This window comes from Actinomycetota bacterium (assembly GCA_041658565.1).
Classification (GTDB): domain Bacteria; phylum Actinomycetota; class AC-67; order AC-67; family AC-67; genus JBAZZY01.
Window position 1 is genome coordinate 214,612 of the sequence record JBAZZY010000001.1, and the last position, 23,372, is coordinate 237,983.

The following is a 23,372-nucleotide window of genomic DNA, read 5'->3' on the forward strand; positions in this document are numbered from 1 at the left end:
ATGCATCAAGCGCCTCCCGTGACCGGAAGGCGCGATCTTAGGCGTGTGTGGATGACGTGCTGGAACGAGAAGTGTGGGAAGGCTCTTGGGGTCCTTACGCAGGTTGGGAGGCGATGAACTCTGAGGTGCGCGCGACGGCTTCGGCGATAGTGACCTTGGGCTCCCAGCCCAGGTCGCGGCGCGCGCGCGAGGCGTCAAGGCAATTGGCCTGCAACTCCCCCGCGCGCGCCGGCGCGAAGTTCGGCTTACCCCGGTACCCGGTCGAGGCAGCGCACAGCTCCCAAAGCTCCAGCACCGAGGTCTGCACTCCGGTCCCGATGTTGTAGACACCCGAGCCCTTGGTGGTCGCGCGCGCAAAGGCCTCGGCAACATCGCCGACGAAGACGAAGTCCCGGGTCTGGGATCCGTCCCCGTAGATGGTGGTCTCGCGGCCCTGCAGCATCGCCTTCAAAAAGATCGCCACCACACCGGCCTCACCGTGGGGGTCTTGGCGCGGCCCGCACACGTTACTCAGCGCCATCACCGCCGAGTCCATCCCGTGGATCGCGCGATAGAAGTTCAGATAGTCGCCCAGGACCTTCTTTGAGATCCCATACGGCGAAGCCGGACGGCCCGGATCGTCCTCGGTGATCGGAAGGCGCTCGGAGTCCCCATAGATGCAGCCCCCCGAAGACGCGACCACCACCTTTCGAACCCCGGCGGCGCGCGCGGCCTGCAGCACGTTCAAAGTTCCAAGGATGTTGATGCTCGCATCCAAGACGGGATCGGTAACCGAAACCCGAACGTCGATCTGCGCCGCCAGGTGCGCCACAACGTGCGCGCCCTGCAAGATCCCCGCGACTTCGTCGGAGCGAATATCGGCCTCGTGGATACGCAAGCGTCCGGTGGCTTGCGCTAACGCAAGGTTCCCAAGCGACCCCGACGAGAAGTTGTCAAGGACGACGAGGTCATGTCCGTCGGCAAGGAGGCGGTCGGTCAAGGTGCTGCCGATGAACCCGGCTCCGCCGGTCACAAGTGCGGTCTCGTTCAAAGCGTGGTCTCCATCGAAGGGATGCTAGCGGGTGCCGCAGACAACCGTGGTCGCCCGCAGCGCGACGCGAAGAGCGATGCCGTCGTCGGTGCAGACGATGATCTTTCAGCCCGTCAGGCCCGTGTCGGCTTGGGGACCGCCGATCTCGAAGCGCCCGGTGGGATTCACGACGAGCTTGTAGCCGTCAAAGTCCAGGCCGATGTCGTGAAGGATCGGCGCATCGTCAGATGCTCAGCGAGGGAGGCGTTCGATGTGTCTGAGCCAGACAACGCGCTCACCCCATGCCACGAACCAGGTGACAACGACCTCTCCGACGAAAACGATCACCTCGTTGAGTTGACTGCCGGGAACAAGTGTTCCCTATACGCCGACGGGGTCCCTCTGCAACAACTCGACGAAGTCGATCATCGCTGCTCGATCCGATCTGCTGTCCTCAGAGGCGAGATAGGCCTCAAGAACCTCATGACCTCGCAAGCCGAACGGGGTGTCAGGGATCTTTGTTGCCGTGGTCGCATTCGCGCTGGGACTGCCGGCCGCCGGTCAGGCTCAGGATCCTCTCTCCAACGTGACCAGCGAGTGCTCTCAAGTCATCGCCAAGGGCGGAACCGCGTCATGTACCTCGCTGCAGTACATCGATGACGGACGCTACATCTCGGCCATCAACACCAGCGCGAACTTCCACGATGCCGGCGCGCGCGGGTGGCTCACCATCGACTGGTACGACGCCGAGAACAAACTCGTCGCAAGCTACGGGTGCATGGGCGTCGGGCTTCCCGGCAACGGCCTTGCCGACGTGTCGCGTGGAAACTGCACCCAATACGGCGGCGCGCGCGCGACGTACGCACCAGGCATGTCGACCATCGTCGTGACTGCGTGGAATGAATGGTGTCCGGCGGATAGCTGCACGTTCCACGGCAAGGTCCGCCTGAGCGCCATCGACGCCGTTCTGTAGAGCGCCTCCGATTCCCCGATGCGCTGTCGCACACATGCTACACTTGTGGCATGAGCGAGGTCGCGTCCCGCGAGCTGCGCAACAACACACGCGCGCTGCTTGAGCGCGTCGAAGGCGGCGAGGCGATCACCCTCACCGTCGACGGCCGCCCGGTCGCGGTTCTGCAGCCCATCGGGCGGCGACCGCGTTGGCTAAGCCGTGACGAGTTCGTACGCCGAATCGTCCCCCACCAGGCAGACCCGGGGTTGAGGCGCGAACTCGCGGAACTGGCGCCCGACACCACGGACGACCTGTGAGCCAAGGACTCGCCGACACCACGGTCTTCATCGCGCGCGAGTCCGGCCGCCCCCTCGCGATCGACTTGCTCCCCCACGAAATCAGCGTGTCGGTCATCACCATCGGAGAACTGCGTGCGGGGGTCCTCGCAGCGACCGATGTCGAAACGCGCGATCGACGTCTGGCGACCCTCACCCAGGCCCTGGCACTGGACCCGACCCCAATCGACGGGATGGTTGCCGAGTCGTGGGCCAAGCTCCGCGTGCAGTTGCGGGAAAGCGGGCAGCGAATGCCCGTCAACGACTCGTGGATTGCCGCGACCGCCCTTGCACTCGGGGTGCCGATCGTCACCCAAGACGACGACTACGTTCGCATTCCCCATCTCGAAGTCATCAAGGTCTAAGCGCGCGCTTGCCGATCCGGGCCTGGCATCTCAGCCGGGCGACGGACTCCTCATGAACGGACCAGACCAAGAAGACAATCGGAATCCCGGCAAGAGATACGTTGGTATATACTTACACCGACTAGAGACCCGGAAAGATGACGCTGTTCGACTGGGATGTACATAACCAGAGGCACGTCCGCGACCACCTCGTGGAACCTGCGGAAGCCGAGCAGGCTCTCGCAGACCCCGGTCGGATCGGTGTGGGCGCCTACTCGGTCGCAGGCGAACGGCGCTGGGCGCACCTGGGAGCCACCGAGGCCGATCGGATCCTCTTCGTTGTGTACACGCGCCGAGGTCGACGTCTCCGCGCCGTCACGGCGCGCGACGCCAGTGACCGCGAGAAGCGGCGCTACCGGAAGCGAGGGAAGTAGGCGTGGCTAAGACCAAGCGGGGCATGAAAACCGTCCACAAGTGGGATGAGGTGCCGGCCTTCACATCCGAGGAAGAGGAGTCTGGGTTCTGGGCCACGCACGAACTGGGCGACGAGTTGCTCGCGGCGATGACCCCTGATGCTGACAAGAGCCTGCCTGCTCCCCGCCCGCGGACACGTCCGATCGCTGTCCGCTTCGACGAGAGCACGCTTCGGCGCATCAGGGCGCTTGCGGCCCGTCGCGGTACCGGATACCAGACGCTGCTTAAGGAATTCGTTTCCGAGCGGTTGTACGAGGAAGAAAAGCGGGACGGAATCGTCGGCGGTTGACGGGGACTCGAGGAGCAGGACATGAGCGAGATCATCTTCCTCGTTGAAGATGCCCCGGAGGGCGGCTTTACAGCCCATGCCTTGGGACATGAGATCTTCATGCAGGCGGACAGCTTGGAAGAGCTGAGAGTTGCGGCGAGGGACGCGGTTCGCTGTCACTTCGACGAAGGTGAAACCCCGGCGCTGATCCGTCTTCACTTCGTGCGCGACGAGGTCATCTCTGCTTGAAGCTCCCGCCGGCGCCCTCGGAATGAGCCGGTGGGGCGCGCGCGGTAGGCTTCAGGCGCCATTTACGAGGAGGCTTTTTTCATGACTGTCTCGAACCAGCCCGACCGACTGCAGACCGCCGGTGGATCCGTCGGTTTTTACCCGCTGACGCGCGCCGCCGACGAAACCCGCCTTGCGCAACTCCCCTACGTCGTGCGGATCTTCCTTGAGAACGTGCTGCGGCACGAGGGGACCGGGGCGGAGTCCCTCGACGTTCTTTTGGGCTGGCCGAAGATCTCTGAGTCTGAGTTCCCCTACCGTCCCTCGCGCGTAGTTTTGCAGGACTTCACCGGGGTGCCGGTCGTGGCCGACCTCGCCGCGATTCGCGCTGCGGTGGCGCGCGCGGGCGGCGACGTAAACAAGGTCAACCCGCAGGTTCCCGTGGACTTGGTCATCGACCACTCGGTGCAGGTGGACGCGTTCGGCACGTCCGACGCCTACGCGCGCAACGTGGACCTGGAGGTCCAGCGCAACGGCGAGCGCTACCAGTTCCTTCGCTGGGCCCAAGGCGCCTTCGACAACTTCGGCGTGGTGCCCCCGGGAACCGGGATCGTTCACCAGGTGAACCTGGAGTTCCTGGCGCGCGTCGTCGCGACTCGTGACGGCGTCGCTTTCCCCGACACGCTGGTCGGCACGGACTCGCACACGACCATGATCGGCGGCGTGGGCGTGCTGGGTTGGGGCGTCGGCGGCATCGAGGCCGAGGCCGCCATGCTCGGCGAAGCCGTGAACATGCTCGCGCCGGACGTCCTGGGCGTGCGTTTGTCGGGTTCGCTGCCCGAGGGCGCGACCGCAACAGACCTCGTGCTGATGCTGACGCAGATCCTGCGCGCGCACGGCGTGGTCGGGCGCTTCGTCGAGTTCGTCGGCCCGGGGCTCGCGGCGCTGTCGGTTCCGGACCGCGCGACCGTCGCGAACATGTCGCCGGAGTACGGCGCGACCGAGGGCTTCTTCCCGATCGACGAGCAGACCTTGGCGTATTTGCGCGGCACCGGACGTCCCGAGGACCTGGTGGACTTGGTCGAGCGCTACTCCAAGGCGCAGGGTCTGTTCCGCGCGGACGGTGATCCCGAGCCCGACTACGCCGACCTGATCGAGTTCAATCTGTCCACGGTGGTGCCGAGCCTGGCGGGTCCGCGCCGCCCGCAAGACCGCGTCATTCTGCCCAAGGTCAAGGACTCGTTCCGCGAGGCCCTGCCGTCCTACAAGGCCGACAAGTCCACCGAGCCCGCCTCGACCACCATCGAAGTCGGCGGCAAGCCGGCGACACTGGGCGACGGGTCGGTCGCGATCGCGGCGATCACCTCGTGCACGAACACGTCCAACCCGTCGGTCTTGCTGGGTGCCGGACTGCTGGCGCGCAACGCGGTCGCGCGCGGCCTGAAGGTCTCGCCCGCGGTGAAGACGTCGCTCGCGCCGGGCTCGCAGATCGTGGTGGACTACCTCACCGCCGCCGGACTTCTGGAACCGCTGGAAGCGCTCGGGTTCAACGTGGTCGGCTTTGGTTGCACGACGTGTATCGGCAACTCCGGGCCTTTGCCCGACGAGGTCGCAGCATCGATCGACGAGAACTCCTTCGCGGTGGCCGCGGTGCTCTCGGGCAACCGCAACTTCGAGGGCCGCATTCACCCGCAGGTGCGCCTGTCCTACCTCGCGTCCCCGCCGCTGTGCGTCGCCTACGCGATCGCCGGCACGGTGGACGTGGACCTGACGACCGAGCCGATCGGCGTCGGATCCGACGGCAAGCCGGTCTTGCTGAGCGAGATCTGGCCTTCCTCGGAAGAGGTCGCGCGCCTGACGGCCGCGGCGATGGATCCCGACAGTTATCGGGCGCGCGCCGGAAAGGTCTTCGAGGGCGACGAGCGTTGGCAGGCAATCCAGGCGCCGACCGGCGACCTTTACGAGTGGGACGCGGCTTCGACCTACATCGCCGAGCCGCCCTTCGTCACCGGCGTCGAGGCGCAGCCCAAGCCGCTTCAGCCGATCACGGGCGCGCGCGTTTTGGCGCTGCTCGGCGACTCGGTCACGACCGACCACATCTCCCCCGCCGGCAACATCGCCAAAACCTCACCCGCGGCCGAATACCTGAAAGCCAACGGCGTGGCGCCGGTGGACTTCAACTCCTACGGGTCGCGTCGAGGCAACCACGAAGTGATGGTGCGCGGAACCTTCGCCAACATCCGCTTGCGCAACAAGTTGATCCCGGGTTCCGAGGGCGGCGTCACGGCGCACCTTCCCGGCGGCGAAGCGATGAGCATCTTCGAGGCGTCCGAGCGCTACAGCGCCGAGGGCGTGCCGCTGCTGGTGATCGCCGGCGTCGAGTACGGGTCCGGGTCCTCGCGCGACTGGGCGGCCAAGGGCACGGCGTTGCTCGGGGTGCGCGCGGTTATCGCGAAGTCCTACGAACGCATCCACCGGTCGAACCTGGTGCAAATGGGCATCATCCCGTTGCAGTTCCGCAGCGGCGAGGACGCCGACACGCTGGGCCTGACCGGGCGCGAGTCCTACGAATTGCTCGGCGTCACCGACCCTTCGCCGCGCATGAGCGTCGAGGTCGTGGCGCGCGCCGAGGACGGCACAGAGACGCGGTTCGAAGCGCTCGCGCGCCTGGACACCGCGACCGACGTGGTCTACGTGAAACAAGGCGGGATCCTTCCGGCGGTTCTGCGCCGGCTCGCCGGGCTGAACGGATGACGATAGAGATCACCTCGCTGTCGGTCGGGGCGTTCGACAACAACGTCTACATCCTGGCCTCGGACGGCGAAGCGTTGATCGTGGACGGGGCCGACGAGGTCGATCGGATTCTGGCGGCGGCCGAAGGCCTGCGCGTGGTCGGGATCGTGCAAACGCACGGCCACTTCGACCACGTGCAGGCCCTGCCGTCGCTGGCGGAGCGCCTGGGGGTTCCGGTGTACGCCCATCCGGCGGAGGGTTTGCCGGTGGATTCCACCCCGGTGTTGGACGGCGCGGTCTTGCAGGTGGGTTCGGCGTCGGTTTCGGTGATGCATACGCCGGGACACACGCCGGGGAGTCTTTGTTTGCTGGTCGGCTCGGACTTGGTGAGCGGCGACACTTTGTTCCCGGGCGGGCCGGGCAACACCGAGGGCGACCCTGAACGGTTCGCGCAGATCATGGCGGCGTTGGACCGGCTGTTCAAACTGCCGGACGACACTCGAGTCCTGCCCGGCCACGGCCCGGCGACCACCATCGGGGTCGAGCGGCCGGACCTGGAAACCTGGCGCGCGCGCGGCTGGTAACGCCCGTTCCGAATTGCCCCGACCCGAGTGCTTGCGCTAGTTACATACTGCGAGTATGTTTCTAGTAACTCTTCGTATGTTCCGCATACCAAGAGTACGGCAACATCGCAGAGACAACGCAATGCGACAACGCAATACGGCGCGCGACCCTCAGGGCGACACCACTCACTACGCCCTTCGGCCACCCCGGTGCGGATCCCCGCCCGAGGCGGCGCCTGAGGGGCGCGCGCCCTCTGCATTGGAGGCTTCCGACCCATGACTCGCAAAATCCTCACCGCCCTGCTCGCCTTCATGATCCTTGTGACCGGCAGCTTCGGCAGCTACGCCTGGTGGTCTCGGCGCACACCGCCGAGCTTCGCGCAGGGCGGCGCGTTTGGAATGGCTCCCTCTCCCGCCTCTTCCTCTCTCGCGCCGTCCCGCTCGCAGCCCGCTTCGACCAAGACCGCTTCGTCGAAGAGAAACGCAGCGCGCGCGTCGGCGTCGCCGTCGGCGCGCGCGCGCACCACGTCGCCCGGCACCAGAACCGGCGCGCGCCGATCGACCCCTGCTCCTCCCCCCTCCGGCACCGCTAACCCTCCGGCAACCGGCAGATACACCTACGCCGGCCACGGCAGCGAACGCATCGAAATGGACGGCGGAAGCTCGCCGTGCTCCTGGGACATCAAGGACGTCTCGGCGGTCGTAAAGAAGGACTCCGGGAAATGGGTCTACGACTGGACCTACTCCGAGGAACACGTCGAGCGCATGATTCTGGACATCCGCACCGACGGCGTCTACTTGCTGTACACCGGCGCGTCGGTCATTTGTGCCGTTCGCAACAACGTTGAGGACAACTACACGCCGCCGACGCGCCGCATCGCCCTGCCGCTGAAGGTCGGTAACTCCTGGACGTCGGTTTCGGAAACTTCGAGCCGCACTTCCAGCCTGAAGGGCAAGGTTCTCGCGAAGGAGACGGTCAAAGTCCCGGCTGGTTCATTCGAGGTCTACAAAGTGCAGGTCGACCTCACCTTGTCCGGCGGGCAGTCGGGCACCTACAGCATCACCGAGTGGTACTCGGCCGCGCTCGGCATGCCGGTGAAGCAGGCCGTAAAGGCCGACATCGCCCAGGACGGCACGCATTTCAGGTCCGACTACGGCTTTGACCTGACCGACCTGCCGTAGGCTATAAGCCCCGCGCGGAGGCCCGGATGGCAAAACGAAACCCTGCAGCACGAGACACCAAGGAACGCATCCTCGATGCCGCGCTGGAAGTCTTCGGCGAGCACGGCTACCGCGCGGCATCGATCGACGAGATCGCGGCGCGCGCCGGCGCGACCAAGGGCGCGATCTACTACTACTTCACCGACAAGGACGACCTGGCGCGGGACTTGCGCAAGCTTTTGTGGAACCGCCTTCGCGATGAAGCCGTTGCAGCGTCGGATCCCGACGGCGACGTGGTCACCAACCTCACTCACACGTTCGGCGCTTACCTGACGGCGCTGCAGCGACTCGGCGCCGCGCGCTTCTTCCTTCGCGACTCGTGGGCGCTGACCGCTTCGGAAGCCAAGCGCGACGAGCTTGAGAGCCAGTTTCCCTTGCTTCGCGCGTTCCTTGAAGAAGGCATCCGCAGGGGCGAGTTGCTGCCGCTGGACGTCGACGCGATGGCGCGCGCGCTGGTCGGCGCTTTCTCCGAAGCGACGCTGCACATCCTGACGACCGGGGAATCGGGCCCGACAACCGAAGTCGTCGAACACATCGTTCGCTCGCTGGCCGCCGCGCCGCGGAAGGCTTCCAAGCGATGATGCGAAGGATCCTCGTCGGCCTGCTCGCGTTTTGCATCTTGCTCGTCGGCAGTTACGCAAGTTACTCGTGGTGGACGCGGCGCAACCCGGTTTCGTTTGGGAAGGGTCCCGCATTCGGAGCCGTGCAGTCTGCATCCGCGTCGCCGACTTCGTCGGGAGCAACCCTTGCGACGAGCGCGACGCCCACCCCGGCGGCCTCGGGCTCAACGCCGACAAATGCCCCCACCAAGGGTCCGACGGCCTCGCAGAAGCCGGTCACGTCCGACGGGGTGACGGTGCGAGGTCCGGCGAACGGCGCCTATACCTTCGACGGTTCGGGAACCGAGCGCGTGCAAATGAGCGGAGCCTCTCCGTGCAGTTGGCAAGTCAAAGACGTTTCGCTCGTCGTCAACGACGACGGGAACACAAAGGTCTTCGACTGGACTATTTCGAGCCAGCACCAGGAACGCCTGATGATCCAATACCGGCCGGCGGGGATGTTCACGGCCTTCGCGGGCGCTGCCGTCACGTGCCTTGGGGTGCGCCAGACCAACGAGGACGACTACAGCCCTCCGATCCGGCGCGTCGCGTTTCCGCTAAAGGTCGGCACGAAGTGGACGTCGACCTCTAAGACAAAGAGCCGGACCGAGAAGATTCGCGGGACGATCCTCGCCCGCGAGACGCTGACCCTGCCTGCCGGGAAGTTCGACACGTTCAAGGTGCAGGTCCGCGGAACGCTCTCGGGCGGACAGGAGGGCACGTACGTCAGCACCATGTGGATCTCGCCGGAATTGGGGCTTCAGGTAAAGCAGACCGCCGACGTGGACGTCCGGCAGGGCAGCACGAGCTTCACCTCCAAGGTGCAATTCCTGTTGCGCTCACACCCATGACCGGCGCCGCCGGGCAGTGGTCGGGCGGGCTGTCCGAGTGGGCGATCCCACCGGCGATCTTGACGGCCGCACCGCAATCCCCTTACGAATTCGCCGTTGAGGACTTCGCCGGATTCGCGCGCGCCGAGGCTTCCGACACGCCGTCTCGCCGGCGCGCGCTGGAGGCGCTGCCTGAGGGCGGCACCGTCGTAGACGTCGGATGCGGCGCTGGTGCCGCGAGCATTTCGCTGGCTCCGCGCGCGGCGCGCGTCGTCGGGATCGACGAGAGCCCGGGAATGCTCGAGGCCTTCGAACGCATCGCCGCGAACGCCGGGCTGCAAAGCGAGGCGATCCTCGGCCGGTGGCCGGACGTCGCGCCTTGGGTGGCGCCGGCCGACGTGGTGGTGTGCCACCACGTGCTGTTCAACGTGGCCGATTTGGAACCCTTCGCGCGCGCGCTCTTCGAGCGCGCGCGGTCCCGCGTGGTGATCGAGATGACCGAGCGGCATCCCCTGGCGTGGACGGCCCCATACTGGCGCGCGCTGCACGGGCTCGACCGCCCGTGGGGACCGACCGCGGACGACGCGATCGCGGTCTTGATAGAGGCTGGATTCACGGTCAACGTCGAGCGTTGGGAAGCCCCCTTCCGCCTTGCCGACGCAGGGCTCGACGCCTTGGTGGCGACCGTGCGGCGACGACTGTGTCTTTCCCCGGCGCGCGACGAAGAGGTGCGCGCAGCGATTCTCGAAACCCCACCGCCCGAAACTCGATCCGTCGCCACGATCTGGTGGGAAAGCGTTTTGCGGTAGGTCCCCCCGCTAACTACTGTTAGCGGACGAAGTCATGACCAAACGAATCCTTATCGCCATGATGGCGTTCACCGAACTCTTCGTCGCGTGCTACGGCGGCTACGCGCTGTGGACGCGCGCCACGGAGCCCTCCTTCGCCCAAGGCGGCGCGTTCGGCGTCGTGGACGCCGCCGTCACCCCGACAAGTTCGGCTATCGCGAGCCGCGCGCCCGGTGCTACCCCGGGTTCGTCCGGATCGAGCGCGCCGCGCGCCTCTGCATCGGCCTCTCCCGCGCGCACTGCCACCCCGACGCGCTCCCCGGTCGCCGGGGGAATGAGCAAACCGCGCTCCGGGCTGTACTTGTTCGACGGGTCGGGCAGCGAACAAGTCCAGATCGGTGGAGCCTCGCCCTGCGGCTGGGATATCAGCGACGTGAAGATCACCTATAACAATCGCCCCGAGGGCGTCGTCAAAGACGTCGACGTCGGCGAGCAGCGCCAGGAGCGGGTCATCTCCCAGTACCGCGCGGACGGCATCTACACGTCGTACCTGGGCGGCGCGGTGACTTGCCTGGGTGTTCGCAAGACCATGGAATCGACCTACGACCCGCCCGCCATGCGCGTGAGACTCCCGCTGAGGGTCGGCATGAAGTGGAAGAACGAGGCCCACACCTCCGGGCGCGACGAACACTTGAGTGGAGAAGTCCGGCGGAAGACGCGGCTGAGCGTACCGGCCGGAACCTTCGACACCTACGAGGTCCGCCTAGAGGCGCAGGTGTCGGGCGACCAAAGCGGCCACCAGATCGTGACGATGTTCATCGTTCCAAACCTCGGCATCGCCGTGAAGCAGATCGAGAACACCGACTTCCGCGAAGGCAATACGCACTTCACTTCGAAGATCTCGATCGAACTCGCTGCGATGCCCTAGCGGCTCAGCCGACCTCGCGCAGTTCCCGGCGCAGTTCTTGGATCTCGTCCCGCAAGCGCGCGGCGTACTCGAAACGAAGTTCGCGCGCGGCCTCGTTCATTTCTTCCTCCAGCGCTTGGATGAGCCGCGGCAACTCCTCCGAAGGCAACCCGGTCAGATCGCGCGCAGCGCCTTTGCGTTTCTTAGTCGGATACGGCGCGCTCGGCTCGGACACGAGCCCCGCCGCCAGCAAGATATCCGAGACCTTCTTGCGAATGCTCGCCGGCTCGATGCCGTGTTCGCGGTTGTACTCGACCTGCCGCATGCGGCGACGCCCGGTCTCGTTGATGGCGCGGCGCATCGAATCGGTGACCTCGTCCGCGTACATCACGACCTGCCCGCTGACGTTGCGAGCCGCGCGCCCGATCGTCTGCACGAGCGACGTCTCTGAACGAAGGAACCCCTCTTTGTCGGCGTCCAGAATCGCCACGAGCGATACCTCGGGCAAGTCCAACCCTTCACGTAACAAGTTGATCCCGATGAGGCAGTCGTACTCCCCAAGCCGAAGATCGCGCAACAACTCGATTCGCTGAATCGTGTCGGTTTCCGAGTGCATGTAGCGCACGCGCAATCCCGACTCGACCAGGTACTCGGTAAGGTCCTCGGCCATCTTCTTAGTCAAAGTCGTCACGAGAGTGCGCTCGCTGCGTTCGGCGCGCGCGCGCACCTCCTCGATAAGGTCGTCCACCTGTCCCTTCGTCGGACGCACGATGACCTCGGGATCGATCAAGCCGGTCGGGCGCACCACTTGTTCAACGATTTGCTTCGATACGCGCAACTCGTAGGCCGCCGGCGTCGCCGATGAGAACACGACCTGTCCGACCTTGCCGAGCCACTCGTCGAAACGCAGCGGGCGGTTGTCCATCGCCGAGGGCAACCGGAAGCCGTGCTCGACGAGCGTTTCCTTGCGACTCTTGTCTCCGGCGTACATCGCGTTGAGTTGTGGCACGCCGACGTGAGACTCGTCTACGACGCACAAGAAGTCCTTCGGGAAATAGTCGATCAGCGTGTATGGGGCCTCGCCGGGCGCGCGCCCGTCGATATGGCGCGAGTAGTTCTCGATACCGGAGCAGAACCCCATCTCGCGCATCATCTCGAGATCGAACGCCGTGCGCATGCGAAGCCGCTGCGCCTCCAGCAGTTTGTTCTGCTTCTCAAACAGAGCCAACTGCCCGGCCAGCTCTTCCTCGATCGAGGCGGTAGCGCGCTGCATCCGCTCGGAACTCGCGGCGTAGTGCGAAGCCGCGTAGATCGTCATGTCGCGCACCTCGCCGACGACCTCGCCCGTCAACGAGTCCAACGTCAGCATCCGCTCAACCGTGTCGCCGAACATCTCTACGCGCAGCACGGTTTCTTCGTAAGCGGGATGGATCTCGACGGTGTCGCCTCGCACCCGGAACGTCCCGCGCGTCAGCGAGAAGTCGTTACGTTGGTACTGCATGTCCACCAACTGCTTCTTGATGAACTCCAACGGCGTCTCTTTTCCTGCTGCCAGGCGCAGGATCTGGCGCTGATACTCTTCCGGCGAGCCGAGTCCGTAAATGCACGAAACGCTGGCGACGATCAGGACGTCGCGGCGCTGCAGCAGAGCAGAGGTTGCGGCGTGGCGCAGCCGATCGATCTCGTCGTTTACCGAGGAGTCCTTCTCGATGAACGTGTCGGTCTGGGGAACGTAGGCCTCGGGCTGGTAGTAGTCGTAGTAGCTGACGAAGTACTCCACCGCGGCGTCGGGGAAGAATTCGCGGAACTCGTTGGCGAGCTGCGCGGCCAGAGACTTGTTCGGCGAGATGACCAGCGTCGGTTTCTGAATGGCTTCGACCAGCCATGCGATGGTGGCGGTCTTGCCCGACCCGGTCACCCCCAGCAGCGTCTGGAAGTCGTCCCCCCGGCGAATCCCCTCGGCCAGCGCCGCGATCGCCGCCGGTTGGTCGCCGGCCGGTTGGAAATCAGAGACGACCTTGAAAGGAGGCATCGAGCCTCATGGTATCGCCCCCGCCGACACTCCTACAGCGGTTGCCGGCTGTCGAAGCCGGTATCAGTGGGATGCCACCATCCGATGCGGTCTTCGCCGAGGCGCCAGCACAGGAAGACTTCTTTGCCGTCGCGAAGCGCCGGGAAATCCGCGAGACCGGATTCCGGATCCCGCACGATCACGCCCATCTGCTCTACGGTCTCGCCGATCTTCGCTGCCTGGCTCGCCGCCGCGAGGAATTCGCGGTGCACCGTTCCGCCCCCGTTGGTCACCACCGACGTCAGCACGTCTTCCTGGCGATCTTCCATGAGCCGCTGCGCGGAACGCAGCGACTCGATCAGCGGAGCGAGGCTCGCCAGCAAGTCATTGGCCTCGTCCACGGTGAAGTGACGGACCGGTTCGGTTTGGCTCACGCCGTGCGCCCCGCATCCGTCACCAGGCGCTCCCACAACGCGTCCACCTGCGTCCGCAGTTCCTCCGGCGTGCCATCGTTGCTCAACACGACGTCGGCGAGCGCGCGCCGTTGCTGTGATGACGCCTGTGCCGCTATGCGCGCGCGCACGTCGCGCGCGCTCATCCCTCGATCGTTCACGACGCGATCGATACGCGCGTCCTCGTCCGCCTCCACCACCACTACGCAATCCAGACCCTCTCCCCCACCGATCTCGAGTAGCAGCGGCACGTCGAGCACGACCACGCTGCCGCCGTCCTTCAGCTCCTCCACCCGCGAGGCGATCACCCGCATCACCTCGGGGTGCACGATCGCGTTCAACTCGTCACGCGCCGCATCGTCCTCGAAGACCCTCGATGCCAGGCGCGCGCGGTCGAGCGTTCCGTCGGGACGAACGACATCGGGACCGAACCGTTCCACGATCCGGCGAAATGCCGGAGTTCCCGGCTCCACCACATCGCGGGCAATGCGGTCGGCATCCACGACGACCGCGCCGTGTGCGGCGAGCATTCCGGAGACCGTGCTCTTCCCGGCCCCGATGCCGCCCGTCAACCCGACGAGCAGCACGCCGGCTACTCCTCTTGCTGCGTCCGGCGCTTCAAGTCGGCAATGATCGACTCGATCGTCTCCGACGCGAGCGGCTGGGCTTCTTCAGCCTCGCCGCCCTCGCCGGACTCCTCCGCGGGAGACTCGGCGACGGGCTCGGCTGCCTCGGCTGCCTCGGCCTTGACCGCAACCGCCGCTTCCAAGGCATCGCCGACCGACGCCGACACGGGAGCCGGTTCGGGCTCGGGAACGAGCGTCATCTCTTCCTCGCCCTCAACGTCCATGCCAAACCCGGGCATCGCCTGGCGAACGGACAGGGAAATCCGGCGCCGCTCCACGTCGATCTCGATGATCTTGACCTGAACCTTCAAGCCGACGGTGACTACTTGTTCGGCCGTTTCCACGTGGCGCTCCGACAACTCGGAGATGTGCGCGAGGCCTTCCACGCCGTCGCCGACTCGCACGAACGCACCGAACGGAACGAGCTTGGTGATCTCGCCGTCGAGGACTTCCTCCGGCTGGTGCTCGCGCGCGAACTGATGCCACGGGTCCTCTTGCGTCTTCTTCAGCGACAGCGAGATGCGCTCGCGATCCAGATCGACGTCGAGTACTTCGACCGTGACTTCCTGGCCGACGGTGACGACTTCGTTCGGATGCTCGACGTGCTTCCAGGACAACTCACTCACGTGAATCAGCCCGTCCACACCGCCGAGATCCACGAAAGCGCCGAAGTTGACGATGCTCGAGATGGTGCCCTTCTTGACGTCGCCGCGCACCAGACGCGTGAGGAATTCCTTGCGACCCTCGGACTGCGCCTCCTCGAGGTACTTGCGGCGCGACAGCACCACGTTGTTGCGGTTGCGGTCCAGCTCGATGATCTTGCACTCGAGCTGCTTGCCGACGAACGGATGCAGATCGCGCACGCGACGAAGGTCCACCAGCGACGCAGGCAAGAAGCCGCGCAAGCCGATGTCGAGAATCAGACCACCCTTGACAACCTCTATCACGGTGCCGGTCACGACGCCCTCTTCCTTCATGACCTTTTCAATCTGACCCCAGGCGCGCTCGTACTTCGCCTTCTTGACCGACAGGATGAGTCGGCCTTCCTTGTCTTCCTTCTGCGTGACGAGCGCCTCGATCTCTTGGCCGACCTGAACGACCTCGCGAGGATCGATGTCGTGCTTGATGGACAGTTCCCTTGCGGGGATCACGCCCTCGGACTTGTATCCGATGTCGAGCAGGACTTCGTCCTTGTCGACGCGGACAACCTTGCCCTGCACGAGGTCTCCGTCGCCGAAGGCCTTGATTGTCGCTTCGTAGGCAGCCTCGAGTTCCGCTCGAGTACCGATGTCGTTCTCGATCACGCCGCTGGTGGGCGCAAGTTCATCCGGCACGTTTGGTTCTTCCTTTCACGGGGGGCTTACGGCAGTCCCCTTAACTTGGATTACCCGTTGCGCAGGGACGCGAAAGCTCCTCGGGGGCCGCGCCGCCGGGGGCGGCGCGGCCGAAACGGCCGCTGACCTGCCCTTCCGGGCCAACGAAGTGTAGACGCCCGCGAAAGAAGGTGTCAACGAGACCACTTGACCAGGTAACATGGACGAATCCGCCGAGAAGGAGCGTGTCGCCATGTGGTGGATCGATGCGACCTTGAGCCTTGTTGCCGCAGCCGCCCTTCTTGTCATCTTCCTGACCGTCGTGATTCCTCTCGCCCGAACCCGGCAAATCCCCAGCAACGCGCTCGGAACGGCCGCCGCCGGGATTCTGATCGCCTCTACGCTGCAATTTCTCGCCGTTGCGTCCCATGCCCTGTCCACCCGCACTGCGCTAGCCGGAGCACCGCGGTGGCTCTCGCTCGCGGCCTCGGCCATCGCCTCGTCGACGGGACTGGCATACCTGTTGTTCCGTGCGCGACGCCATCCACGCTTGGGGAACGCCCTGCTGTACGAAGACGCGGATCAGCAGCACCGCCAGGGACTTGAAATCAACGACCAGATCGTCCAGGGCCTCACCGTTGCGCAAATGGCGCTCGCGCTCGATGAACGCCAGAAGTCCGAGGAGGCCCTCGCCGCCGCCCTGGCAGCGGCTCGGCGAATCGTGGGAGAACTGCTCGCGCAGGCCCAGTCACCGCTGACCGCAGGCGACCTCGTCAGGCGACGCCCGGCCACGCTGTCCGCCGGAGACAACCTCTCGGAGCGCCACCCGGCATGAACGCCCCCCCAATCCGGGTCGTCATCGCCGACGACACCCCTGACATACGCCTCCTCCTTCGAGCCGCGTTGAGCCGCGAGGGCGGATTCGAAGTCGTCGGCGAAGCCGGAGACGGAGCCGAGGCAATCCGCGTGGCAGCCGAGACTGCGCCGGACGCGATGATCCTCGACCTCGCCATGCCGGCCGTAGACGGACTGCAAGCGATCCCGCAAATCCTGCAGGTCTCACCATCGACGCGAATCATGGTGATGTCGGCGTTCACTCGATCCGGGATGCAAGCCGAGGCCCTAGCGGCAGGAGCGCACGCATACATCGAGAAGGGTGAACCTCTCGATGCGATCATTGCCGGTCTGCGCGGGATATGCGGACGCGAGGCGGCACCCGGCGGCATCGCCGCCACCCGGGGAATCGACGAGATCCCGCAGCAAGTGCTCTCGGTTCTCGCCCACGAGTTGAGTTCGCCGGCCGCCGTCATCCGCGGCTTCGCCGAGACGCTTCGGAGCCAGCGCGAGGTGCTCTCCGGCGCCGAGATCGATGACTACGTTGGGGCGATCTTGCGCGGTGCTCAACAACTCACAGCGCTGATCGCGGCATTCATAGATGCCCGTGGCGTTGACTCCGACACCCTAGACCTCGAGCCCGTTGAGACCGACCTCGGCGAGTACGTTGCGTTGGTTGCCGGCGACGTTCGTCCTCAAACAAATCGGCACCGCCTGTGCGTGGATGTGGCGACGAACGTCGTGCTGAAGGTCGATCGCGTCCGATTGCGCCAAGTCCTGGTCAACCTGATCACGAACGCAGTGAAGTTCAGCCCACCGGGAAGCGACGTCGACGTCCGGGTCGAGGTCGTCGACGGATTCGCCGAGCTGTCGGTACGCGACCACGGCGCCGGCGTGCCGACCGACAAGGCCGACAGGCTGTTTCGTAAGTTCTCTCAGTTGCGGCGCGGGACGCCCGGCGTCGGGCTCGGGCTCTACATCTCGCAAGGCATCGCGCGCGCACACAACGGCGACCTACACTACGAACCCGCCCCCGATGGGGGCTCGCGCTTCGTCTTGCGTCTACCTCTGTGAACCCGGCCGGCGCGTCAAATTGCCGGCCCGGCAGCTGCGCGCGTGGTGCGCCCACGCGGGCGCCCGCCACCGCTTCGGCGTGGAGGCTTGCCGCCGGCATCCTCCAGCACGCTGGTGATCTCGTCTCCGATCAGTTCGTCGCGATCCATCAGCGCGTCGCGAAGCGCCAAGACCAGGTGCTGGTTCTCCTCAAGCAACGCCTTCACGGCCGTCTTCTCGCGCTGCAGTAGCGAGTCCACCTGTTTCTTGGCTTCGGTGCTCGCCATCACCCGGCCGACAAGTCCGGGATCAAACAATCCGCCGTCCGACGCGCGATAACTGATCAGACTGCCGCCCATCCCAAGCGACCCGATCATCTCCGCGGCCACCTGAGTGGCGTACGCGAGGTCGCCCGCCGGGCCGGTTCCCGATTCACCTTCAAAGATCTCCTCCGACGCCATGCCTGCCAGAGCGATCTTCAGCAGCGCCTCCATCTCGGTCCGAGTCTTGGTAAAGCGCTCTTCGGTCTCGGAGTGTCCGAGCAGCCCGAGCGCGTCGCGACGCTTGACGATCGACAGGACTTCGAGCTTGCGACCCTCTCCCGCGATGTAGGCTGCAACGGCATGGCCGGCCTCGTGCGTCGCGATCTGGCGGCGTTCGTCTCTGGTGTAGGCGACGGCATGCGGCAGCCCGATCTCGGCAGTCATCTTCGCGCGCGTGACGTCCTCCCACGACATTCCGTCGCGGCCGCCGCGCAACGCCCAAATCAGCGCCTCGTCGAACAAGTGCTCGATCATCACCGGCGTGTACCCGAATGTCATCGCGGCCAGATCGTCGCGCAGCGTATCCGCGTCGAGGTCGGACGCGTGCTTCTTCTTCGCCAGGAAGTAGTCGATGAGGTCGCGGCGTCCCGCGCGCGACGGAAGGTCGAAGTACAGGCGACGGTCGAAGCGTCCGGGGCGCAGCAGCGCCGGGTCCAGCATGTCGCCGCGGTTGGTTGCCGCGATGACGAGCACGTTCGCGTACCCGGCCCCTTGCTTCTTGAGCTGCCGCTTCAAGGGCAGGAAGAGGTTGATGAAGTCCTTGATCCGGTTCCAGAACTGCGCGAGCGCCGGAGGATCGTCGAAAGACTGCATCTGGATCAACAACTCGTTCACCGTGCCGCCGGTTCCTCCCGAGACCGAGAGGTTGCGTGTCATGCGCGAAGGCAAGTTCGCCGGCGTAGAGCCTTCGAGGCCTCCGCGACGGGTGGCGAATGCGTCGATCTCCTCGATGAAGCCGATGGCGCCCCCTTCCCGACGCGCGGTCTTCTTCAGGATCTTGAAGAACTTGCGGATCTTGCGTCCGGTCATGCCGTACCACATCGACTGAAACGCCGGTCCGGACACGAACAGGAACGGCACGCCGGCATGCTTGGCCATCGCCTTCGCAAGGTGCGTCTTACCGGTTCCCGGCGGCCCTTCGAAGAGCAACCCACGGCGTGGGTTTCCGCCGAGTTCACGGCGGAACGTCGCGTAGCCGAGGAAGACGTTCAAGGTTCGGATGACCTCTTCGCGAACCGATTCGAGTCCCTTGACGTCGTCGAGCCCGACATCGATTTGCTCGGGCCGGTACATCAGGTGCGGCGACCGGCCTGCGGCCAAGAACGGCACCACAGAGATCAGCGCCACGAACCCAAGGATGAGGAACAGCGGGAGGTACATGGCGAAGGTCTCGTCGACGTGCGGCAGAGCAAAGGGATTAAACGGCCGGTCGTCGATGATCCGGTACCAAAAGAACGAGGCCGGCAACATCAACAGAAACGTCAGCCTGGTAAGTCTCTTGCGGCGATGATGCTCGCGCACGACGAGCACGTCGGCGTGGGCCATCTGCAGAACCTGCTGCTGTCCTAGGAGCTTCGAGACTTCGCCCACAATCCCTCCGAGCGTCACAGGCTACGACTTCGCGTCCGCCCAGTTCGCCCCGGAAGAGCAGTCGACTTTCAGAGGCACCGTGAGCGGATACGCCTGCTCCATCAACGAGCGTACCTTCTCTTTGGTCTCGTTCATCTCCTTCTTTGGGACCTCAAAGATGAGTTCGTCGTGGACAGTTAGGACCATACGGGCACCATCTCCGTCCGAACGAAGTCCTTTGTCCGTATTGATCATCGCGAGCTTGATGATGTCGGCCGCGCTTCCCTGAATCGGCGCGTTCAACGCTTGCCGTTCACCCAGGGCACGCACGCGCGGACTCGAGTGCTCTAATTCGGGCAAGTAGCGACGACGTCCGAGCAACGTCGTGGTGAACCCGTCGCGATAGGCGTCCTCCACGACCGTGCGCATGAAGTCCCGCACGCCCGGAAAGCCTCGGAAGTACCCGTTGATGAACTCCTCGGCTTCTTCGGGCGTGATGCCGAGGCGTTGCGCAAGCCCAAACTTGTTCATCCCGTAAGCCAGACCGAAGTTGATCGCCTTGGCGCGCGCGCGCAACTCGCGCGGGACTTCGTCGACGGCGAACCCCCACACCTTCGCCGCGGTCGCGGCGTGCACGTCCTCGTCGCGTTCGAACGCCCCGCACAAACCCGGATCGCGCGTGATGTGCGCGAGCACGCGCAGCTCGATTTGCGAGTAGTCCGCGACGAGCAGGCCGTGATCGGGGAATCCCGCGACGAACGCGCGACGGATCTCGCGTCCGGTCTCGGTTCGCACGGGAATGTTCTGCAAGTTGGGGTTCTCGGTCGCGATGCGTCCGGTGGCGACTGCGGTCTGCTTGAACGTCGCATGGACGCGTCCGTCGGCAGGATCTACAAGTCGAGGAAGCGCGTCGACGTAGGTCGAACGCAACTTCGACAGTTCGCGATACTCCAACAGCAAGTCGACGATCTCGTGCTCGCCGCGCAGCGACTCGAGCGTTGCCGCGTCGGTCGAGAACCCGGTCTTGGTTCGTCGCGACGGTTGCAGGCCCAGCCGGTCGTACAGGACCGCGCGCAACTGCGACGGCGAGTTGCAGTTGAACGGCCCGCCGGCTGCCTCGTAGATGCCTCGCTCCAGTTCGCCGATGCGCGCGCCGAGTTCGGCCGAACGTTCGGCGAGAAGCGTGGTGTCCACGGCCACGCCGACGGCCTCCAAGCCGGCCAGTACCGCAACGAGCGGGATCTCCACCTCGTGAAGCAAGTCGCCCATCCCGGTACGCGCGAGTTCTTCCTCCAAGCGCGCGGCGAGGGCGGGCAGCGCCGCCGCGCGTGCGCACGCCGACTCCGCGGCGCCGGTCTCTTCGACCGCAAATGACAACTGCCCGGACTCCTCGGGACCACGCGCGCACGGCAGATCCCGCCCCAGGTACCGCAGGCTGATTTCGGCAAGCTCGTAGCGGCCCGGCGCCGGATCGAGCAAGTACGCCGCGATTTGCGTGTCGAAGTCCAGTCCCCGCAGGGTGATTCCGGCGCGCGCCAGCCGGACGGAAAGTGCCTTGCCGTCGTGAACGACCTTGCGCGCGCTCTCGTCTTCGAGCAGCCCCGCCACCGCGCGCGGATCAGCGAACCACGCACTCTCGGATTCGCCCTCGGCCACAGCGAGCCCTTCGACGTCGTCGCTCCATGCGATCGCCACCCGCCGGGGCTTTCCTTCGACAACGAACCGCGACGCCTCGCCGGCAGTCACAACGACTTCAGGAGCCGCCGGAGCGGCGGCGCGACGGATCTCGAGCACGCGGTCCAGCAGCGAACGGAACTGCAGCGCCGCGAACAGGCGGCGAATCGCGTCCTCGTCCCAGGCGCCCATGCGGATCCGGGCCGGATCCACATCGACGTCCAAATCGTCCACAAGGCGTGCGAGTCGCTTGTTCAACAAGACCTGCTCCCGCGCACCCTCCAGCGCCGGGCGCAACCGCTGGAGCTTGCGCGGCAGGTCGTCCAGGCGCGCGTACATCTCCTCGACGGTACCGAACTGCTGTACCAGCAACGCAGCGGTCTTCTCGCCGACCCCGGGGACTCCGGGAAGGTTGTCTGAGGGATCACCGCGCAACGCCGCGTAGTCGACCAGTCGCTCGGGGAACAGGCCGAAGCGCTCGTGAACGCCCTCGCGGTCGTAGAGCGTGTAGTCGCTGACCCCCTTGCGGTTGAACAGCACGCGCACTCCGTCCCCAACGAGTTGGAGGTAGTCGCGGTCGGCGGTGACGCACACAACATCCAAACCCTCGCGCGCGGCGTGCCTCGCCAGCGTCGCAACCACGTCGTCGGCTTCGTGCTCCGGAACACCGAACACCGGGATCGCAAGGACGCCGAGAACCTCCTTGATCAGGTCCACCTGGCCGTGGAACTCACCGGGAGTCTCGGCGCGCGTCGCCTTGTACTCGGCGTACTCCGCCAAGCGGATCGTCGGTGGGCCGACGTCGAACACGACGGCAATACGGTCGGTCTGCTGTTCGGCCAGCAGCTTCGCCAGCATGCTCGTGAATCCGTATACGGCATTGGTCGCCTGACCCGAGGATGTCGTGATCGTCGTCGGCAGCGCGAAGAAGGCACGGTATGCAAGCGAGTGCCCGTCGACGAGAAGGAGGGTGTCGCTCACGTCGCCGGCGCCGCGCGCACCCAAACGTTGTCTGTGAGCTTCGGACCCAAACTCGACGAGGTGTCCCCCACTCGAAGCGTCATCGATCCGTCGGGGTTCGCGGAATCGATGTGGATGCGCGCGTCCGGAATCAGCCCGTGTTCCTCCAGATAGCGCAGCACGTCGGTGTCGAGTTCGACGTCCTCAAGCAACCTAACAAGCACGACGCGATCCCCCGGAGCGAAGTCGCTCAGCGGGCGCGCATCGCGGTCGACAACGGCTCCGGTTCCAGGGACCGGATTCCCGTGAGGGCAGAACGCCGGAGTGCCGAGCATCTCCAGAATCCGCGCTTCGATCGCCGGAGTGAGGCCGGTCTGGAACCGACCGGCTTCCTCGTGTGCCAGATGCCAAGGCATCTTCAGCACATCGGTGAGGAATCGTTCGGTCATCCGATGCCGCCTGACCTGTTCTTCGGCTACCGCGTAGCCCCGAACCGTCAGAACCAGGTCGCGCCCACCCGGTTCGATCATGCCCATCCCCCGCAGCTTCGAGATCTGCTCAGACACGCTCGCGCGGGTCACTCCCAGGCGCCGAGCAATGCGCGCCTGAACCGCCGGTGCCCCCTCCTCGACCAGTTCGTAGACTGCGCCGAGATAGTCATCAATCCCGTGTGACTCAGCCGCGCTCATCGGTCCCCCGTTCTCCGCTCCGGAGTATAGGCCGGACGCGCTCCTCGGCCCGAGGGACAAACCCCATCCGATCCCAGAACCCCGTGCCCTCGGTGTTACCCGAAAACACCCACGCCGCCAGGAACTCGGCCCCATGTTCTCGCGCCCATTCCTCGGCGCGCGCCACTAGGCGCGCGCCGACTCCCGAGCCACGGGATCCGGGACGAACAACGACACGGCTCAACTCGCCGACCCGCGCGGCGTTGAGGCCGGTTCGATCCTCCACGTGCACTACCGCCATCGCGATTAGATCGTGATGATCCTGCGCAACGAAGACGCGTGCGTGCGGATCGTCGAGCGCCCCCGCGAGCATCGCCGCCGCGACGCTCTCCGCGTCGGCGGCCATCGGATAGATACGGTGATCCCGTTGGGCCTCGTTCAGCACACCCCACAGCGCGACCATCTGCTCCAGATCGCCGGCGTTCGCCATCCGCACCACGTATTCGCTCACCAAACCTCCGGGATCCTGCGCTTTCTCGACGTCAGCCAGGATACCGACCGAGGCTGCGGCCGGCCCGGGTCGCACCGCGCGACCCCCACAGTTTGACGCTCGGTGAAAGACGTTGCTAACGTGCCTG

At 65.5% G+C, this 23,372-nt stretch carries 24 protein-coding genes and 1 pseudogene; 15 read left to right on the forward strand and 10 right to left on the reverse strand.

The features are described 5' to 3' along the window. Positions 1-94 precede the first annotated feature (94 nt). A complete protein-coding gene (locus tag WDA27_01140; protein MFA5889551.1) occupies positions 95-1,030 on the reverse strand; it encodes a GDP-mannose 4,6-dehydratase in 936 nt (311 codons plus the stop codon). A 484-nt stretch (positions 1,031-1,514) separates the two neighbouring features. Here WDA27_01140 and WDA27_01145 point away from each other — a divergent pair, with 484 nt between their 5' ends. From WDA27_01145 to WDA27_01180, 8 genes are all read left to right on the forward strand, one after another. Next, positions 1,515-1,982: a hypothetical protein gene (locus WDA27_01145; protein MFA5889552.1), complete on the forward strand. Its 468-nt coding sequence runs from the start codon at positions 1,515-1,517 to the stop codon at positions 1,980-1,982. A gap of 50 nt (positions 1,983-2,032) precedes the next feature. Next, positions 2,033-2,278: a type II toxin-antitoxin system prevent-host-death family antitoxin gene (locus tag WDA27_01150; protein ID MFA5889553.1), complete on the forward strand. Its 246-nt coding sequence runs from the start codon at positions 2,033-2,035 to the stop codon at positions 2,276-2,278. Then, a complete protein-coding gene (locus tag WDA27_01155) occupies positions 2,275-2,661 on the forward strand; it encodes a type II toxin-antitoxin system VapC family toxin (protein ID MFA5889554.1) in 387 nt (128 codons plus the stop codon). The genes WDA27_01150 and WDA27_01155 overlap by 4 nt, the downstream gene beginning before the upstream one ends. A 137-nt stretch (positions 2,662-2,798) precedes the next feature. After that, entirely contained in the window at positions 2,799-3,074 is a 276-nt protein-coding gene (locus tag WDA27_01160; GenBank protein MFA5889555.1) for a BrnT family toxin, read from the forward strand. A 2-nt stretch (positions 3,075-3,076) separates the two neighbouring features. After that, positions 3,077-3,403 carry a CopG family antitoxin gene (locus WDA27_01165; protein MFA5889556.1) on the forward strand — a complete coding sequence of 109 codons (327 nt, stop codon included), beginning with the start codon at positions 3,077-3,079 and terminating at the stop codon, positions 3,401-3,403. A gap of 21 nt (positions 3,404-3,424) precedes the next feature. Beyond that, entirely contained in the window at positions 3,425-3,631 is a 207-nt protein-coding gene (locus tag WDA27_01170) for a 2-oxoisovalerate dehydrogenase (protein ID MFA5889557.1), read from the forward strand. Positions 3,632-3,712: 81 nt separating this feature from the next. Continuing rightward, positions 3,713-6,364 (forward strand): aconitate hydratase AcnA, encoded by a 2,652-nt coding sequence (gene acnA, locus WDA27_01175; GenBank protein MFA5889558.1) that lies wholly within the window; start codon positions 3,713-3,715, stop codon positions 6,362-6,364. Continuing rightward, positions 6,361-6,927 carry an MBL fold metallo-hydrolase gene (locus WDA27_01180; protein MFA5889559.1) on the forward strand — a complete coding sequence of 189 codons (567 nt, stop codon included), beginning with the start codon at positions 6,361-6,363 and terminating at the stop codon, positions 6,925-6,927. Before acnA ends, WDA27_01180 begins: the two co-directional genes overlap by 4 nt. A 320-nt stretch (positions 6,928-7,247) precedes the next feature. Here WDA27_01180 and WDA27_01185 read toward each other — a convergent pair whose 3' ends face one another. Next, positions 7,248-7,493, reverse strand: coding sequence for a hypothetical protein (locus WDA27_01185; GenBank protein MFA5889560.1), 246 nt, complete (start codon positions 7,491-7,493; stop codon positions 7,248-7,250). A gap of 61 nt (positions 7,494-7,554) precedes the next feature. On the opposite strand from WDA27_01185, the gene WDA27_01190 reads away from it, so the two are divergent. The 5 genes from WDA27_01190 to WDA27_01210 are packed head-to-tail and all read left to right on the forward strand — an operon-like array spanning position 7,555 to position 11,272. Continuing rightward, complete coding sequence (locus WDA27_01190) at positions 7,555-8,088, forward strand: hypothetical protein (protein ID MFA5889561.1); 534 nt, start codon at positions 7,555-7,557, stop codon at positions 8,086-8,088. A gap of 26 nt (positions 8,089-8,114) precedes the next feature. After that, positions 8,115-8,708, forward strand: a complete 594-nt coding sequence (locus WDA27_01195) for a TetR/AcrR family transcriptional regulator (protein ID MFA5889562.1) — start codon at positions 8,115-8,117, stop codon at positions 8,706-8,708. Next, positions 8,705-9,577 carry a hypothetical protein gene (locus WDA27_01200; protein MFA5889563.1) on the forward strand — a complete coding sequence of 291 codons (873 nt, stop codon included), beginning with the start codon at positions 8,705-8,707 and terminating at the stop codon, positions 9,575-9,577. The genes WDA27_01195 and WDA27_01200 overlap by 4 nt, the downstream gene beginning before the upstream one ends. Then, entirely contained in the window at positions 9,574-10,365 is a 792-nt protein-coding gene (locus WDA27_01205; GenBank protein ID MFA5889564.1) for a methyltransferase domain-containing protein, read from the forward strand. The genes WDA27_01200 and WDA27_01205 overlap by 4 nt, the downstream gene beginning before the upstream one ends. 34 nt (positions 10,366-10,399) lie before the next feature. Then, entirely contained in the window at positions 10,400-11,272 is an 873-nt protein-coding gene (locus WDA27_01210; GenBank protein MFA5889565.1) for a hypothetical protein, read from the forward strand. A gap of 4 nt (positions 11,273-11,276) precedes the next feature. Here the strand turns inward: WDA27_01210 and uvrB are convergent, their stop codons facing one another. The 4 genes and pseudogenes from uvrB to rpsA form a co-directional block, all read right to left on the reverse strand. Continuing rightward, complete coding sequence (gene uvrB / locus WDA27_01215) at positions 11,277-13,283, reverse strand: excinuclease ABC subunit UvrB (protein MFA5889566.1); 2,007 nt, start codon at positions 13,281-13,283, stop codon at positions 11,277-11,279. A gap of 32 nt (positions 13,284-13,315) precedes the next feature. Beyond that, positions 13,316-13,696: a DUF2203 domain-containing protein gene (locus WDA27_01220; protein MFA5889567.1), complete on the reverse strand. Its 381-nt coding sequence runs from the start codon at positions 13,694-13,696 to the stop codon at positions 13,316-13,318. Then, the gene (gene coaE / locus WDA27_01225; protein MFA5889568.1) at positions 13,693-14,301 is read right to left on the reverse strand and encodes a dephospho-CoA kinase; all 609 of its coding nucleotides are present in this window, start codon (positions 14,299-14,301) and stop codon (positions 13,693-13,695) included. Before coaE ends, WDA27_01220 begins: the two co-directional genes overlap by 4 nt. Before the next feature lie 251 nt (positions 14,302-14,552). After that, positions 14,553-15,605 (reverse strand): annotated as a pseudogene (rpsA, locus tag WDA27_01230) (30S ribosomal protein S1). Positions 15,606-15,873: 268 nt separating this feature from the next. Here rpsA and WDA27_01235 point away from each other — a divergent pair. Then, positions 15,874-16,488, forward strand: a complete 615-nt coding sequence (locus WDA27_01235; protein ID MFA5889569.1) for a hypothetical protein — start codon at positions 15,874-15,876, stop codon at positions 16,486-16,488. After that, positions 16,485-17,561: an ATP-binding protein gene (locus WDA27_01240; protein ID MFA5889570.1), complete on the forward strand. Its 1,077-nt coding sequence runs from the start codon at positions 16,485-16,487 to the stop codon at positions 17,559-17,561. The genes WDA27_01235 and WDA27_01240 overlap by 4 nt, the downstream gene beginning before the upstream one ends. 14 nt (positions 17,562-17,575) lie before the next feature. Here the strand turns inward: WDA27_01240 and WDA27_01245 are convergent, their stop codons facing one another. The 4 genes from WDA27_01245 to WDA27_01260 are packed head-to-tail and all read right to left on the reverse strand — an operon-like array spanning position 17,576 to position 23,320. Continuing rightward, complete coding sequence (locus WDA27_01245) at positions 17,576-19,453, reverse strand: AAA family ATPase (protein ID MFA5889571.1); 1,878 nt, start codon at positions 19,451-19,453, stop codon at positions 17,576-17,578. 21 nt (positions 19,454-19,474) lie between these two features. Continuing rightward, the gene (gene polA / locus WDA27_01250) at positions 19,475-22,087 is read right to left on the reverse strand and encodes a DNA polymerase I (GenBank protein MFA5889572.1); all 2,613 of its coding nucleotides are present in this window, start codon (positions 22,085-22,087) and stop codon (positions 19,475-19,477) included. After that, the gene (locus WDA27_01255; protein ID MFA5889573.1) at positions 22,084-22,755 is read right to left on the reverse strand and encodes a metal-dependent transcriptional regulator; all 672 of its coding nucleotides are present in this window, start codon (positions 22,753-22,755) and stop codon (positions 22,084-22,086) included. The genes polA and WDA27_01255 overlap by 4 nt, the downstream gene beginning before the upstream one ends. After that, complete coding sequence (locus tag WDA27_01260; protein ID MFA5889574.1) at positions 22,742-23,320, reverse strand: GNAT family N-acetyltransferase; 579 nt, start codon at positions 23,318-23,320, stop codon at positions 22,742-22,744. Before WDA27_01260 ends, WDA27_01255 begins: the two co-directional genes overlap by 14 nt. Positions 23,321-23,372 lie beyond the last annotated feature (52 nt).

Excerpts from the sequence above, each read along its gene's own strand:
- WDA27_01200 (MFA5889563.1), top strand. The coding sequence starts at position 8,705 with ATGATGCGAAGGATCCTCGTCGGCCTGCTCGCGTTTTGCATCTTGCTC.
- uvrB (MFA5889566.1), bottom strand. The coding sequence starts at position 13,283 with ATGCCTCCTTTCAAGGTCGTCTCTGATTTCCAACCGGCCGGCGACCAA.
- WDA27_01210 (MFA5889565.1), top strand. The coding sequence starts at position 10,400 with ATGACCAAACGAATCCTTATCGCCATGATGGCGTTCACCGAACTCTTC.
- WDA27_01190 (MFA5889561.1), top strand. The coding sequence starts at position 7,555 with ATGGACGGCGGAAGCTCGCCGTGCTCCTGGGACATCAAGGACGTCTCG.
- WDA27_01160 (MFA5889555.1), top strand. The coding sequence starts at position 2,799 with ATGACGCTGTTCGACTGGGATGTACATAACCAGAGGCACGTCCGCGAC.
- WDA27_01235 (MFA5889569.1), top strand. The coding sequence starts at position 15,874 with ATGGACGAATCCGCCGAGAAGGAGCGTGTCGCCATGTGGTGGATCGAT.
- acnA (MFA5889558.1), top strand. The coding sequence starts at position 3,713 with ATGACTGTCTCGAACCAGCCCGACCGACTGCAGACCGCCGGTGGATCC.
- WDA27_01255 (MFA5889573.1), bottom strand. The coding sequence starts at position 22,755 with ATGAGCGCGGCTGAGTCACACGGGATTGATGACTATCTCGGCGCAGTC.
- WDA27_01205 (MFA5889564.1), top strand. The coding sequence starts at position 9,574 with ATGACCGGCGCCGCCGGGCAGTGGTCGGGCGGGCTGTCCGAGTGGGCG.
- WDA27_01240 (MFA5889570.1), top strand. The coding sequence starts at position 16,485 with ATGAACGCCCCCCCAATCCGGGTCGTCATCGCCGACGACACCCCTGAC.
- WDA27_01150 (MFA5889553.1), top strand. The coding sequence starts at position 2,033 with ATGAGCGAGGTCGCGTCCCGCGAGCTGCGCAACAACACACGCGCGCTG.
- WDA27_01170 (MFA5889557.1), top strand. The coding sequence starts at position 3,425 with ATGAGCGAGATCATCTTCCTCGTTGAAGATGCCCCGGAGGGCGGCTTT.
- WDA27_01195 (MFA5889562.1), top strand. The coding sequence starts at position 8,115 with ATGGCAAAACGAAACCCTGCAGCACGAGACACCAAGGAACGCATCCTC.
- WDA27_01180 (MFA5889559.1), top strand. The coding sequence starts at position 6,361 with ATGACGATAGAGATCACCTCGCTGTCGGTCGGGGCGTTCGACAACAAC.